Source organism: Cellulomonas sp. Leaf334 (genome assembly GCF_001424195.1).
Classification (GTDB): Bacteria; Actinomycetota; Actinomycetes; order Actinomycetales; family Cellulomonadaceae; genus Cellulomonas.
Genome location: NZ_LMOO01000006.1, coordinates 76,404 through 89,420 on the forward strand (window position 1 = coordinate 76,404; position 13,017 = coordinate 89,420).

16 protein-coding genes are annotated in these 13,017 nt (G+C 69.6%); 12 read left to right on the forward strand and 4 right to left on the reverse strand.

What is annotated here, in order from left to right; all coding sequences use genetic code 11:
• Nucleotides 1-20: 20 nt before the first annotated feature.
• Entirely contained in the window at nucleotides 21-1,019 is a 999-nt protein-coding gene (locus ASF78_RS15005) for a LacI family DNA-binding transcriptional regulator (RefSeq protein WP_056591124.1), read from the forward strand.
• Between the two features lie 9 nt (nucleotides 1,020-1,028).
• Here ASF78_RS15005 and ASF78_RS15010 read toward each other — a convergent pair whose 3' ends face one another.
• Nucleotides 1,029-2,015 carry a LacI family DNA-binding transcriptional regulator gene (locus tag ASF78_RS15010; protein ID WP_056591128.1) on the reverse strand — a complete coding sequence of 329 codons (987 nt, stop codon included), beginning with the start codon at nucleotides 2,013-2,015 and terminating at the stop codon, nucleotides 1,029-1,031.
• Between the two features lie 34 nt (nucleotides 2,016-2,049).
• On the reverse strand, nucleotides 2,050-2,778 hold the full coding sequence (locus tag ASF78_RS15015) for an SDR family oxidoreductase (protein ID WP_056591131.1): 729 nt from the start codon (nucleotides 2,776-2,778) through the stop codon (nucleotides 2,050-2,052).
• A gap of 253 nt (nucleotides 2,779-3,031) precedes the next feature.
• Between ASF78_RS15015 and ASF78_RS15020 the strand changes: the two genes are divergently transcribed.
• The 8 genes from ASF78_RS15020 to ppk2 all read left to right on the forward strand — a co-directional run bounded on the left by ASF78_RS15020 (nucleotide 3,032) and on the right by ppk2 (nucleotide 10,062).
• A complete protein-coding gene (locus ASF78_RS15020; protein ID WP_235518611.1) occupies nucleotides 3,032-3,733 on the forward strand; it encodes a nucleoside/nucleotide kinase family protein in 702 nt (233 codons plus the stop codon).
• A gap of 2 nt (nucleotides 3,734-3,735) precedes the next feature.
• Nucleotides 3,736-4,506, forward strand: a complete 771-nt coding sequence (locus ASF78_RS15025; RefSeq protein WP_056591132.1) for an ATP-binding cassette domain-containing protein — start codon at nucleotides 3,736-3,738, stop codon at nucleotides 4,504-4,506.
• Nucleotides 4,503-5,669: an ABC transporter permease gene (locus tag ASF78_RS15030; protein ID WP_056591133.1), complete on the forward strand. Its 1,167-nt coding sequence runs from the start codon at nucleotides 4,503-4,505 to the stop codon at nucleotides 5,667-5,669. Before ASF78_RS15025 ends, ASF78_RS15030 begins: the two co-directional genes overlap by 4 nt.
• A gap of 2 nt (nucleotides 5,670-5,671) precedes the next feature.
• Nucleotides 5,672-6,742 (forward strand): ABC transporter substrate-binding protein, encoded by a 1,071-nt coding sequence (locus tag ASF78_RS15035; RefSeq protein ID WP_200940628.1) that lies wholly within the window; start codon nucleotides 5,672-5,674, stop codon nucleotides 6,740-6,742.
• A gap of 70 nt (nucleotides 6,743-6,812) precedes the next feature.
• Nucleotides 6,813-8,285: a mannitol dehydrogenase family protein gene (locus ASF78_RS15040; protein ID WP_056591134.1), complete on the forward strand. Its 1,473-nt coding sequence runs from the start codon at nucleotides 6,813-6,815 to the stop codon at nucleotides 8,283-8,285.
• Complete coding sequence (locus ASF78_RS15045) at nucleotides 8,282-8,683, forward strand: universal stress protein (RefSeq protein ID WP_056591138.1); 402 nt, start codon at nucleotides 8,282-8,284, stop codon at nucleotides 8,681-8,683. Before ASF78_RS15040 ends, ASF78_RS15045 begins: the two co-directional genes overlap by 4 nt.
• 221 nt (nucleotides 8,684-8,904) lie before the next feature.
• Nucleotides 8,905-9,033 carry a hypothetical protein gene (locus ASF78_RS23235; protein WP_255354824.1) on the forward strand — a complete coding sequence of 43 codons (129 nt, stop codon included), beginning with the start codon at nucleotides 8,905-8,907 and terminating at the stop codon, nucleotides 9,031-9,033.
• Between the two features lie 99 nt (nucleotides 9,034-9,132).
• A complete protein-coding gene (ppk2, locus tag ASF78_RS15050; protein WP_056591139.1) occupies nucleotides 9,133-10,062 on the forward strand; it encodes a polyphosphate kinase 2 in 930 nt (309 codons plus the stop codon).
• Between the two features lie 81 nt (nucleotides 10,063-10,143).
• Here ppk2 and ASF78_RS22815 read toward each other — a convergent pair whose 3' ends face one another.
• A complete protein-coding gene (locus tag ASF78_RS22815) occupies nucleotides 10,144-10,449 on the reverse strand; it encodes a hypothetical protein (protein WP_056591140.1) in 306 nt (101 codons plus the stop codon).
• 274 nt (nucleotides 10,450-10,723) lie between these two features.
• Nucleotides 10,724-11,023, reverse strand: a complete 300-nt coding sequence (locus tag ASF78_RS15060; RefSeq protein WP_200940629.1) for a dihydrofolate reductase family protein — start codon at nucleotides 11,021-11,023, stop codon at nucleotides 10,724-10,726.
• 156 nt (nucleotides 11,024-11,179) lie between these two features.
• Here ASF78_RS15060 and ASF78_RS15065 point away from each other — a divergent pair, with 156 nt between their 5' ends.
• The 3 genes from ASF78_RS15065 to ASF78_RS15075 all read left to right on the forward strand — a co-directional run bounded on the left by ASF78_RS15065 (nucleotide 11,180) and on the right by ASF78_RS15075 (nucleotide 12,999).
• Nucleotides 11,180-11,821: a hypothetical protein gene (locus ASF78_RS15065; protein ID WP_056591141.1), complete on the forward strand. Its 642-nt coding sequence runs from the start codon at nucleotides 11,180-11,182 to the stop codon at nucleotides 11,819-11,821.
• 68 nt (nucleotides 11,822-11,889) lie between these two features.
• Nucleotides 11,890-12,132, forward strand: a complete 243-nt coding sequence (locus ASF78_RS15070; RefSeq protein ID WP_056591144.1) for a hypothetical protein — start codon at nucleotides 11,890-11,892, stop codon at nucleotides 12,130-12,132.
• A gap of 9 nt (nucleotides 12,133-12,141) precedes the next feature.
• Entirely contained in the window at nucleotides 12,142-12,999 is an 858-nt protein-coding gene (locus ASF78_RS15075) for a bile acid:sodium symporter family protein (protein ID WP_200940630.1), read from the forward strand.
• Nucleotides 13,000-13,017 lie beyond the last annotated feature (18 nt).

The window sequence follows — 13,017 nt, forward strand, 5'->3', positions numbered from 1 at the left end:
GACGTCGGACGGAGAAGACCATGGCCACCATGCGTGACGTCGCCGCGCACGCCGGCGTCAGCCCCAAGACCGTCTCGCGGGTCCTGAGGAACGAGGGTTACGTCCGGGCCGAGGTGCGCGAGCGTGTCCAGGCGTCCGTGCGGGAGCTGGACTATGTCCCGAACGTCCTGGCCGTGAGCTTCCGCGCCGGGCGCGAGTCTGCGATCGGCGTCGCGGTGCCGGACATCGCGGACCCGTTCTTCGCGCAGGTCATCCACGCGGTGGAGACGGTCGCCAAGGCGCGGCACACGGGTGTCATCGTCACCAGTCTCGGTAACGACGCGAGCCACGAGCAGGAAGCCCTCGAGAACCTGCTGAAGAGACAGATCGCAGGTCTCATCTCGTGCCCCATCGGGCCGGACCAGTCCTACCTGCGACCGTGGCAGGCGAGGACGGCCATGGTGTTCGTCGACCGAGCGCCGGGCAAGCTGGTCGCGGACTCGGTCATCGAGGACGACGAGGGGGGAGGTCGCGACGCGACCGCCTACCTGGTGGCCAACGGCCACCGACGCATCGCGTTCGTCGGTGACGCCTATCGGTTCCGCACGACAGCACTGCGGCTGCAGGGCTATCGGGAGGCGCTGGCCGAGGCGGGAGTCGGGCCGGAGGACGAGCTGGTGTACCTGGGCGACACGGACGGCGCCGACTTCGACGCGGCGCTGCGGGAGTGGCAGGAGATGTCGAGCCCGCCCACGGCGATCTTCTCCTCCAACGCGCGCTGCAGCCTCGACGCGGTACCTGCCCTCCAGCGCCTCGGCTGGACCGACGTCGGGCTGGTGAGCTTCGGCGACTTCCCGATGGCCGGATCGCTCACACCGCCGATCACTGTCATCGACCAGGACCCGGCCGAGGTCGGGCGGTTTGCGGCTGAGCGCCTGTTCCAGCGGATCGACAACCCCGATCGGCGGCTGCGCCGGAAGACCGTGCTGCCGGTCCGGCTGGTCGACCGCAACCCCGCCGCGAGGACCATGACGGCCTGATCGGGCTCGTCACCCGGTGGACAAGCACGACGCGCGCTCCACGAGCTCGACCGGGAGAACGGTGTGGCGCCGATATCGACGCCGGGGATGCGCCAGGCGATCGAGGATCCGCTGCGCGGCGAGCGTGCCCAGCGCAGCCGGGTCCTGGTCGATCACGGTCACCGAAGGATCGAGCATGTCGGCCATCGGGAAGTCACCGAAGCCTGCCAGCGCCAGGTGCCCGTGGCCGCGCAGGACCGGCACCAGGCTCATCGTCACCCGAGCGTTCGAGGCGAAGATCGCCGTGGGTGGCTCCTCGAGTCGCTCCAGGGCAGCGAAGGCGGCCGCGGCCGACCTGCGGTCCAGGGCTCCCAGGACGACGAGCGACTCGTCGTAGTCGATCGCCGCGTCGAGCAGCGCAGCCCGGTATCCCACGAGCCGGCCGCGGCTCGTCGGGATGGCGGTGCTGTCACCGAGGAAGCCGATCCGGACGTGGCCGTGCTCGACGAGGTGGCGGGTGGCCAGCTGGGCGCCGGCGTGGTCGTCCTCGGTGAAGGAGTCCGCGACGATGCCCGAGGCCCGACGGTCCACGAACACGAGCCGGGTGCGGGCCACCCAGGCGTCCAGGTAGGACTGGTCGCCTGCGATCGGCGCGATGACCAGCCCGCTGAGCGACTGGCGCAGGAGCGACTGGACGATCGCGGGCTCACGCGTGGGGTCCTCGCCGAGGCTGGTCATCACGACGGACATCCCGTGCACGGCCGCCACGGCCTCGACGGCCTTGGCGAGCGCTCCGAAGAACGGGTCGGCGATGTCGGGGACGGCGACGCCGATGACCGGCGCCCGACCCGAGCGGAACGTCGTCGAGAGGGTGCTCGGGACGTAGTTCAGCTCGCGCAAGGCGGTCTCGACGCGCTCCTTCGTCACCACGCTGACGTGCGGATCGTGGTTGAAGACCCGCGACACCGTCTTGGCGCTCACCCCGGCACGACGTGCGACATCGCGCATCGTCGCCATGTGTCGCGCCCCTTCCGTCAGTCGGACGACCTGGTCATCGGGCGGTGTAGCCACCGTCGATCGCCAGCGAGACGCCCGAGATCATGGAGGCGGCGTCACTGAGTAGGAAGGTGATGGGTCCGGCGATGTCGTCCTCGGTCGCCCATCGCCCGAGCGGCATGGCCTCCAGGAACGGGCCCTCGATGTCCTCCCGGCCCCAGTACCAGGCGGACATCGGCGTCATCACCACGGTGGGGTTCACGCTGTTGACCCGGATGTTGTACCTGCCCAGCTCGAGCGCCGAGACCCTCGTGATGTTGTCCACCGCGGCCTTGGACGAGCCGTACGAGATGTGGCCGGTGAGGGCGACGAGGCTTGCCTGGCTCGACACGTTGACGATGGCTCCGCCCTGGCCGAGGCGGATCATCGACCGTGACGCGTACTTGGTGACCAGCAAGGTGCCGCGTGCGTTGACGGCCATCACCTTGTCGAACACCGCGATGTCGGTGTCCATCGGTGTGGCGATCTCGCCGCCGAACCCGCCACAGTTCACGACGCCCCACAGATCGGCGCCGTCCAGCGCGTCGCGCACGGAGTCCTCGCTGGTCAGGTCGAACGGGAGCGTCCGGACGCCCGTCTCGGCCGCGAGGGCGTCGACGGAGTCCTGGGTCCTGCCACTCGCGATGACGTCGGCGCCGGCCCGCACGAGGTGGCGCACGGTGGTGCCACCGATGCCACCACCGGCACCGGTCACGAGGATCGTGCGGCCGTTGAGATCGAACATGGGAACTCTCCCTGGGTCGGTGGTGCGAGGCCTGCTCGTGGTGGTCAGGGCGCAGCCCTGTCCTCCGCGACGCCCGTCAATGTAGCCCCGGAACGCCCGCTGTGTCACCGGTGACATGAAATGTTCTGTCACCGGTGACAGAAGGTCCTTGACACCGGTGACATGTCCGGTTTAGCGTCCTCCACAACTCGACACCGACGGATCGATCACGACCGGCGGACCGCCAGTACAGCCACTGCGAAACGAGTTCTCCATGGTGACCAACGTCGACACCACGAAGCCCGCGATCGCCGCACCCGACCCGGTGCGCGAGATGTCGGTGGACGACCTCATCGAACGTGCCCGTGCTCTGACCCGGTCAGGCCGGCGCACCGTCCTGGGCATCACGGGCGCGCCGGGGGCCGGCAAGTCGACGGTCTCCGCAGCACTGCTCGACGCCCTCGGCGACGACGCGGTCCTGGTGGGCATGGACGGCTTCCACCTCGCCGACGACGAGCTCGTCCGCCTCGGCCGACGGGAGCGCAAGGGAGCCCCCGACACGTTCGACATCGGCGGCTACGTGGACCTGCTCCGCCGGCTGGGTACTCAGACCGACCCCGTCGTGTACGCGCCGCGCTTCGACCGCGGTCTCGAGGCGGCGATCGCCGGCGCCGTCCCCATCCACGTGGAGACCCCCCTGGTCATCACGGAGGGCAACTACCTCCTGCTGGACGACCTCGGGTGGCACGCCGTCCGCCCGTGCCTCGACGAGGTCTGGTTCCTCGACGTGCACCCGGACGTCCGCAGCGGGAGGTTGGAGGAGCGACGCCGGTCGTTCGGTGACTCACCGGACGACGCACGAGCGTGGGTCGCGAACGTCGACACCGCCAACGGCCTCATCGTCGAGGCCACGCGTGCCAAGGCCGACCTCGTCGTCCGGCTCACACCAGTACCCATCCCACCGAAGGAGCTCTGACGATGTCGTCGACCACCCCCATTCTCGAAGCTCGGGGTCTGACCCGCAGCTTCGGCGCCGTGCGCGCCCTCGACGGAGCCGACTTCGACGTGCACGCAGGCGAGGTCGTCGCCCTGATCGGCGACAACGGCGCCGGCAAGTCGACCATGGTCAAGGCGCTGTCGGGAAACCTCGCGCTGGACTCCGGCACCATCCTCTTCAACGGGGCAGAGGTCGACCTCAGCTCCCCGAGCGTGGCCAGTCACATGGGCATCGAGACGGTCTTCCAGGACCTCGCGCTCGCGCCACACCTCACGCCGCCGCAGAACATGTACCTCGGCCGCGAGATCCCGGCGCCCGGCTTCCTCGGCAAGCTCGGCTTCCTGGACAACAAGACCATGCGGGCCAGGTCGAAGGTGGCGTTCGACGAGCTCGGCGCCACGGTACGCAGCTACAGCAGCCCTGTCGGCAGCATGTCCGGTGGCCAGCGCCAGGCGATCGCCATCGCGCGGGCCGTGGTCTGGGCCAAGGGCGTCGTCTTCCTCGACGAGCCGACCGCAGCACTCGGCGTCGTCCAGACCAAGGCCGTGCTGGAGACGATCCGCAAGGTCCGCGACAAGGGCGTCGGGGTCGTCTTCATCAGCCACTCGATGCCGCACGTGATCGAGGTCTCGGACCGGGTCCAGGTGCTCCGGCTGGGGCGTCGCGTGGCCACCTTCCAAGCCAAGGACACCTCGGTCGAAGAGCTCGTCGGCGCGATGACCGGCGCACTGGACGCAGGAGCGAAGTCATGAGCAACGACAGCATCTCCGCCAAGAACGCCACGGCCGACGCCGCCGGTGTCGCGGCCGACGCGTCGCCGACCGGTGAGCCTCGGAGCGAGGCCGCGGTCAGCCCGGACGCCTCGCTCCTGACGTCGGGCTCGGAGGGCGGCATCGGCGGCTTCTTCCGCCGCATCGTCAAGGTCCAGTCGTTCCAGATCCTCCTGGTGCTGCTGGCGATCTTCGTGGTGTTCTCGGCCCTCGCGCCGGACACCTTCCCGACCTGGTCGAACATGCGACTGGTCATCCAGAACGTGTCGATCCTCGCCGTCCTCGGCATCGGCATGACCTACGTGATCATCACCAGCGGGATCGACCTGTCCATCGGCTCGGTCCTGGTGTTCTCGGGCGTCATCGCCGCCAAGGTCATGCAGGGCATGGGCGGGGACGGCTGGGGGACCGCGATCGTCGGGATCCTGGTGTCGATCGTCTGCGGCGTCCTGTGGGGCATCTTCAACGGGCTGCTCATCGCCAAGGCGAAGGTCCCCCCGCTGATCGTCACCCTGGGCACGCTCAGCGGTGCCCTCGGGCTCGCCCAGGTCATCACCGGCGGCGTCGACATCCGCGAGGTGCCCGCCGTGCTCGCCAGCAACATCGGCTACGGCAACATCCCCGGCACGACCATCCCGACCATCTCCGTGATCGCGCTGGTGCTCCTGCTGATCCTCGGCGTCGTGCTCCACAAGACGAAGTTCGGTCTGTACACGTACGCGGTGGGCTCCAACGAGGAGTCGGCCCGACGGGTCGGCGTCAAGGTCGACCGCCACCTCATCTTCGTCTACGCGCTGTCGGGGCTCATGGCGGGCATGGCAGGAATCCTGTCGCTCGCGCAGTACTCGACGACGGCCATCGCCGGCCAGTCCACGACGAGCCTGGCCGTCATCGCCGCAGTCGTCATCGGTGGCACGAGCCTCTTCGGTGGCGTCGGCACGATCTTCGGCACGATCGTCGGCCTGTTCATCCCGGCCATCCTGCAGAACGGCTTCGTGATCACCGGCGTGCAGCCCTTCTGGCAGCAGGTCGCGATCGGCGCCGTCCTCATCGTCGCGGTCTACATCGACCAGCGTCGTCGGGCCGCGGCTTCCCGCGCCACGAAGACCGGCAAGCGGTCCCTCGCCCACCTGTTCCGACGGTGAGCGTGAGCCGGCACTCGCACGACCACCCCGTCACCCAGCTCGACGGCGCCAACGACGCGCTCGACTCGACACCCCGGAGGAAGCAGATCATGAAGACCATCACCAAGCTCGTCCCGCTGATCGCCGCGAGCGCGCTCGCGCTCACCGCCTGCAGCGGCGGGGACGGCGACTCAGGCTCCGACGACAGCGCGAGCGGCGGCGCCCAGAAGCTGACGTTCATCCAAGGCGTCGCCGGCGACGAGTTCTACGTCACCATGCAGTGCGGCATCGAGGCCCAGGCCGAGGAGGTGGGCGCGGAGGTCAACACGCAGGGCCCGGCCAAGTTCGACCCGACCCTCCAGAAGCCGATCGTCGACTCGGTGGTCGCCAGCCAGCCCGACGCGATCCTGATCGCCCCCACCGATGTCTCGGCGATGCAGGCGCCGCTGAAGGCCGCCGCCGACCAGGACATCGAGGTCGTGCTCGTCGACACCACGGTCGAGGACCCGTCCTTCGCGGCCTCGCAGATCTCCTCGGACAACGAGGGTGGTGGCGCGGCTGCGTTCGAGGCCATCCAGACGGCCAACCCCGACGGCGGCAAGATCCTCGTCATGTCGACGGACCCGGGCATCTCGACCGTCGACGCCCGCGTCAAGGGCTTCGAGGAGGCCGCGGCAGCAGACTCGACGTTCGAGTACCTCGGCGTCCAGTACAGCCACAACGACACCGCGACCGCCGCCCAGCTGATCACGGCCGCCCTCGCGAAGGACCCGGACATCATCGGCGTCTTCGCGACGAACACCTTCTCCGCCGCCGGCACCGCGACCGGTGTCCGCCAGGCCGACAAGCAGGACCAGGTCACCGTCGTCGGGTTCGACGCCGGCCCGGACCAGGTCGGCCAGCTCAAGGACGGCACCGTCCAGGCGCTCATCGCCCAGGACCCGTACCAGATCGGCGTCGACGGCGTCGACCAGGCCATGGCCGCCCTGACCGGTGGTGAGGTCACCCCGAAGATCCAGACCGGCTTCCACATCATCACCGCGGAGAACGTGGACGGCGAGGGCGCTCAGTACCTCTACAAGTCCAGCTGCTGAGCACCAGCGTGCGGCTTCCCCTGGTGCAGGGGGAGCCGCACGTCCACCCCGTTCCGGAGGACGCCACACCATGACGACCCACCTCGACGCGACGGCCCTCGACGGCCTCGCCCCTCGCGTGGCCGTACCCGGCTACGACCGGGGCCAGGTCACCGCCGGGATCGTGCACCTCGGCGTCGGAGCCTTCCACCGCGCGCACCAGGCGATGTACGTCGACCGGCTGCTGCACGCGGGGGAGTCGCAGTGGGGGATCTGCGGGGTCGGCGTGCTGCCGTCCGACCGGACCATCGCCGACGTGCTCGACGAGCAGGACGGCCTGTACACGCTGCTCACCGTGGACCCGGCGGGCGTCACCGACGCACGAGTGATCGGTTCCCACGTCGCGCACCTGCACGCACCAGCCGATCCGCAGGCGGTCGTCGACCGCCTCGCCGACCCCGCGACGCGCATCGTCTCGCTGACGATCACCGAGGGCGGCTACGGCGTCGACGACGCCACCGGCGAGTTCGAGCCCCGCGACCCGGCGACGCTCGCGGACCTGGCGGGAGCGTCGCCGCCCTCCAGCGTCCTCGGCCTCGTGGTCGCCGCCCTGGACGCCCGCCGGGCCGCCGGGACCGCGCCGTTCACCGTCATGTCCTGCGACAACATCCAGGGCAACGGGCACGTCGCCAGGACCGCGATCACGGCGTTCGCCCGCGCCCGCGATGCCCAGCTCGCGGGCTGGATCGACCAGCACGTGGCGTTCCCGAGCTCGATGGTGGACCGGATCACGCCCGCCACGACCGGCGAGGTGGTTGCCGCCGTGGCCGCGCTCGGCATCGACGACCGCTGGCCGGTCCGCTCCGAGTCGTTCACGCAATGGGTCCTGGAGGACCGGTTCAGCGCCGGACGGCCTGCCTTCGAGACGGTGGGCGTGCAGGTCGTCGACGACGTGACGCCGTACGAGCTGATGAAGCTGCGTCTGCTCAACGCCTCCCACCAGGCCATGGGCTACCTCGGGATCCTCGCCGGCGAGACGTACGTGCACGACGTGTGCCGCGACCCGCTGTTCGTCGGGTTCCTGCTCGACTACATGCACCGCGAGGCGATCCCCACCCTGCAGCCGGTGCCCGGCATCGACCTGTCGGAGTACTGCGACCAGCTGATCGCGCGGTTCAGCAGCGAGGCCATCCGCGACACCCTGGCCCGTCAGGTGGTCGACGCCTCCGACCGGATCCCCAAGTTCCTGCTCCCCGTCGTGCGTGCACAGCTGGCGGCGGGTCGCGAGATCACGCGGTGCGCCCTGGTGCTGGCGGCGTGGTCCCGCTACCTCGAGGGTGCTGCGGACGGGGGAATCACGGACACGAGGCTTCCCGAGCTCCTGCAGTACGTCGAGGCCGAGACTCGGTCGCCGGGCGCGTTCCTGTCGTACGCGCCGGTCTTCGGCGAGCTCGGGTCGAGCACCGTGCTGCGCGACGCCTTCGTCGCGGCCCGGGCAAGCCTCGCCCACGACGGCGCCCGCGCCGCGATCGCCGCTCTGATCTCACAGGAGGAACCAACATGAAGATCGTCGTGGGTTACGTGCACACGCCCGAGGGCGACGCCGCCCTGGACGCGGCCATCGGGCAGTCGCGGTCCTCGGACGCCGAGCTGCTCGTCATCAGCGGCCCGGACACCGGTGCCGACAACGCCTTCGAGATCTCGCTGGAGCAGCACGCGGACGCGCTCCACGCGAGACTCGACGGCCTTCACGTGCGCAACGTGGTCTACCCCCACGACCCGACGATCGACCCGGCCGACGAGATCCTCGACCGGGCGCGCACCAGCGGCGCGGAGCTGATCGTGATCGGCCTGCGACGACGCAGCCCCGTCGGCAAGCTGATCCTGGGCAGCACGGCGCAGCGGGTGCTGCTCGAGGCCGACGCCCCGGTGCTCGCGGTCAAGCGGCAACCCGCGACCTGACCTGCTGCCGGGCGAGTCGGAGCGGGGACTGCGACGATGCGGACGACATGAGTCGGGACCGCCCTGGCGGTCCGGCGCAGCGTGCCGATCGGTGCGGCCGATGTTCCGTTCCCCGCAGGACGAGCGCACCGCCGCGTACGTGCCCGGCCGCTTCGGGTGACCGTCCACCTCGCGAGGTGGATCAGGACGTCCGTTCACCTTCCTGGTCTATGGTCCCGCGCATGACCACGCCCCTGGATGTCGAGTGCCCTCGGTGCCACGCCGCACTGGGCAAGTCCTGCCGTACCGCCGACCGGGTCAAGAGAGACCCCCACCGTCGCCGACGCGAGGCAGCCGCGCGCAAGAAGTAGCCGGTCGCGACCTGGCCGAGAGTCGTCGCGTCGCGTCAGTGGTCATCATGGAACAACGTCTCTGCGTCGCAGACGACGCCGGCCTGCCAGGAGGATCCGATGGACTCGACGCTCGATCTCGACGGGTATCGACCTGAGGCGGAGGACAACCTGCGCGAGTACATCGACCGCCTGGTTGCGGAGGGCTACAGCGTCTCCGGCGGCGAGGGTGCCGATCCCGTGCTCATCGACCCGGGCGGCAAGGCGGTCGAGACGTGGCGCGAGGAGTACCCGTACGACGAGCTCATGGATCGCGAGGAGTACGAGGACGCCAAGTACCGCCTGCAGATCGAGCTGCTCAAGCTGCAGTACTGGGCGGAGGACATGGGAGAGCGCCACATCATCGTGTTCGAGGGCAGGGATGCGGCAGGGAAGGGCGGCACGATCAAGCGGTTCATGGAGCACCTGAACCCGCGTGCGGCACGCGTCGTGGCGCTGACGAAGCCGACCACCACCGAGCAGGGCCAGTGGTACTTCCAGCGCTACGTCCAGCACTTCCCCACGCAAGGGGAGATCGTGCTGTTCGACCGGTCCTGGTACAACCGCGCGGGTGTCGAGCGCGTGATGGGTTTCTGCTCCGACGACGACTACGCCGCGTTCATGGGCCAGGTCCCGGACTTCGAGAAGCTCATCGTCAACGACGGCACCCATCTGACGAAGTTCTGGTTCTCGGTCACCCGCCGCGAGCAGCGCACCCGCTTCGCGATCCGTCAGATCGATCCGGTGCGCCGTTGGAAGCTGTCACCGATGGACCTGGAGTCCCTCGACCGCTGGGAGCAGTACTCCGCCGCCAAGGAGGCGATGCTCGCAGGCACCGACACCGACCACGCGCCGTGGATCAGCGTCCGCAGCAACGACAAGAAGCGAGCCCGGCTCAACGCCATGCGCTACTTCCTCGGCCAGTTCTCCTACGAGGGCAAGGACGAGGACGTCATCGGCGAGGTCGACCCGCTGATCGTGCAGCGGGGCAGGGACACCGTCGGGGACTGAAACCGGTCCGGCTCAGCGACCACTCGTGCTCGCTCTCCAGGGGAGCGGATGTGAACCCTTCGTACGAGCTCGTCATCACCGCTACGCGGCTGCTACGCAGAGGGAGTCGACGAGACGCAGGACGCGGCGCTCGATGTCGTCACGGACGATGCGGACGGCGCCGGCCTCGACGACGTTGCCGGGCTGCGAGCCGCCCGACCAGCCGACGACGGACTCACCTGCGTGGTGCTGCAGGAAGCCGAGCGCCATCTGGGACCTGCCAGCGTTGTGGACACAGAGGAACAGCACGACAGGTCGGCCGTCGTGTGACGTGCCCTCGACCTTGGCCAGTCGCTTCGTCTCCTTCGACGGGTCACGCGTGGGCGATGCGGGGGGCGAGGTCGTCAACCCGACGGGCGATCTCCTCGACTACGGCGCGAACGCCGCGTCGTCCGCGGACGGGACCCGCTCGGGACCCGAACCGGGGACCCGGCCTGCGACTCCAGGCGAAGACGTTCGACGAGCGGCGTCGCACCGAGTCCCTCGAGGACGGACATGCGCGACTCGACGACGCGGCGCGCGGCTGGGTCGTCGCGCGGCCGGCTCGTCGGGGCCGGTGATGGGTCGGACGACGATGTTGCTAGAGGTGTCGCCGATGTCGTGTTCCTCGGGGTGGTAGGCGTCAGGCGCGGTCGTAGGTCAGGTCGCGCAGCCCAGACTCCAGCAGGGTCTCGTCGATCGTGCCGCCGCCGACCAGCCACAGGTCCAGGCCGGGCTCGGCCTTGAGCGCGCGGACCCGCTCCAGGGCGTCGGCAGCGACGATCTCGACAGCGGGGTCCGGGCTCGTGGCCAGGGTCGTGGAGAAGACGAGGTGCCGCAGATGGGGGTACGCGTCGGTCATGCCCGCGGTCAGCCCGAGCTTGTACGAGGCGCGTCCCTCGAGGACCGTGTCGAAGACCCGGCCGGGGCCGTCGATGCCCATGGCCGCGCGCGCAGGTCCGGGCAGGGTCTCGGGGTAGTTCTCGACGGGAGCGAATCCGATCGTCGTGGACGCCTTCGGATCACCCCCTGACCATCTGCGGGCGACCGTCGCCCGGTTCGGCGCGCGATGGCGATGCGAGCGGTCGATACTCACGACGTGAGCAGCGTCGAGATCCAGGCCGAGCGGCGGGTGGACTGGCGGGAGGTCGTCGTCGTGCTGCTCCTGTCGGTCACCACGATCCTCACCGCGTGGGTCGGCTTCCAGGCCAGCAAGTGGGGCGGGTCGATGTCGATCTCGTTCAGCCAGGCGTCGACGGCCAGGATCGAAGCGAGCCGCCTCGAAGGTGTCGCCAACCGCAAGCTCGACGTCCAGTCGTCGTTGTTCGCTCAGTGGGTCGAGGCGACCGGTTCACAGAACGAGCCCGTCGCCGAGTTCCTGCAGACGCGATTCCCCGAACCGCTCGCCACAGCGTTCGACGCGTGGATCGCCCTGGAACCCCTGAAGAACGCGGACGCGCCGCTGTCGCCGTTCGACATGCCCGAGTACGCGATCCCGGAGCTTGCGCAGTCCGCCGACGCGGACCGGCGCGCGGACGCGAAGTTCGCCCAGGCCCTCGCCGACAACCAGCGAGGAGACAACTACACGGTTCTCACGGTGGCGTTCGCGTCCGTCCTGTTCTTCACCGCGATCTCCGAGCGGATGCGCACACCCCGCGGTCGGTACGTCCTCCTCGGACTGGGGATCGTCCTCTTCGTCGCCGCGACGGTGCTCCTGCTGACGTTCCCCAAGCTGATCTGACGCCACGCTGCAGAGGTGCCGGCATTCCCGCTGGTGCTCGTTCCCGAACTCCCGGCTGCGGCAGCGACGTGGGGGATCAGCAAGACACGGAGACCAGCTCCGGCCCGTACGAGCCGGGCGACGCCGTGCAGTCCTCGAACGACCCCGTGGACCAGCTCGTCGTCCAGGACCCCGTCGACCCCACCGCGACGCCCCACCCGTTCACCTCCCTCAGCTGCAGCGCGACGGGCGACATCACGCTGCCCCCGAACGCGACGACCGTCGGCGGGCACGGCATCTCCCGACCTGCGGCCGGATCGAGGCTTCTGTAGCGTCGACGTGTGTCGGATGCGCTGCTCGATGTGGCCAAGGTCGCGATCCTGACCTTCGTGCTCGCGTCGATGGTGGCGCTGGGGCTGTCGCTCACGGTGCGGCAGATCGTCGAGCCGCTGAGGAACGCCCGGCTCGTGGTGCTCGCGCTCGTCGCGAACTTCGTGGTGGCGCCCGCGGTGGCGTGGGGGCTCGCCGAGGTGCTCGGTCTCGACGACTCACTGACGCTCGGGCTCCTGTTGCTCGGCACGGCCGCCGGCGCTCCGTTCCTTCCCAAGCTGGCTCAGCTGGCGAAGGGAGACGTCCCCTACTCCGTGGGACTGATGATCCTGCTGATGGTGGTGACCATCCCGTACGTCCCGCTCGTGCTGGGGTGGCTGGTGCCAGGTCTGGAGGTCGGTGCCTGGGACATCGCGAAGCCCCTGGTGTTCCTGATGCTCCTTCCGCTGGCCGTCGCGCTGGCGGTGCGGGCGCGGTACGACGAGGCGAAGGCGCTCGCCGCGCCGCTCAACACCGTCGCTACCGTCTCGCTCGCGCTCGGCCTCGTGCTGGCGATCGGCCTCGGTCTGCCGGAGCTGGTCGACGCGTTCGGCACGGGAGCGTTCGTCGCGTCGGCGCTGTTCGTCGTCGTCACGCTCGTCGTCGGGTACCTCATCGGAGGTTCGGACCGTGACACGCGGGTCGTCTCGGGGCTCGGCGCTGCGCAGCGCAACCTCTCCGCCGCGCTGCTGATCGCCACGACGAGCTTCATCGACCAGCCGGAGGTGCTGGTCATGGTGATGGTCGGCGCGGTCCTCATCGAGGTGATCCTGCTGCCGGTCGCCGCGGAGCTGGGCCGACGGGCGGGGCGGGCACCGACACCGAGGTGAGCACATCAACGGTGGGCG

What these genes read in the sequence shown, in the direction of transcription:
- ASF78_RS15060 (WP_200940629.1), bottom strand. Translation starts at nt 11,023, where the DNA reads ATGGGCATCGACGGCCCCGGCCGGGTCTTCGACACGGTCCTCGAGGGA.
- ASF78_RS15015 (WP_056591131.1), bottom strand. Translation starts at nt 2,778, where the DNA reads ATGTTCGATCTCAACGGCCGCACGATCCTCGTGACCGGTGCCGGTGGT.
- ASF78_RS15020 (WP_235518611.1), top strand. Translation starts at nt 3,032, where the DNA reads ATGGTGACCAACGTCGACACCACGAAGCCCGCGATCGCCGCACCCGAC.
- ASF78_RS15005 (WP_056591124.1), top strand. Translation starts at nt 21, where the DNA reads ATGGCCACCATGCGTGACGTCGCCGCGCACGCCGGCGTCAGCCCCAAG.
- ASF78_RS15010 (WP_056591128.1), bottom strand. Translation starts at nt 2,015, where the DNA reads ATGGCGACGATGCGCGATGTCGCACGTCGTGCCGGGGTGAGCGCCAAG.
- ppk2 (WP_056591139.1), top strand. Translation starts at nt 9,133, where the DNA reads ATGGACTCGACGCTCGATCTCGACGGGTATCGACCTGAGGCGGAGGAC.
- ASF78_RS15030 (WP_056591133.1), top strand. Translation starts at nt 4,503, where the DNA reads ATGAGCAACGACAGCATCTCCGCCAAGAACGCCACGGCCGACGCCGCC.
- ASF78_RS15045 (WP_056591138.1), top strand. Translation starts at nt 8,282, where the DNA reads ATGAAGATCGTCGTGGGTTACGTGCACACGCCCGAGGGCGACGCCGCC.
- ASF78_RS23235 (WP_255354824.1), top strand. Translation starts at nt 8,905, where the DNA reads ATGACCACGCCCCTGGATGTCGAGTGCCCTCGGTGCCACGCCGCACTG.
- ASF78_RS15025 (WP_056591132.1), top strand. Translation starts at nt 3,736, where the DNA reads ATGTCGTCGACCACCCCCATTCTCGAAGCTCGGGGTCTGACCCGCAGC.
- ASF78_RS15040 (WP_056591134.1), top strand. Translation starts at nt 6,813, where the DNA reads ATGACGACCCACCTCGACGCGACGGCCCTCGACGGCCTCGCCCCTCGC.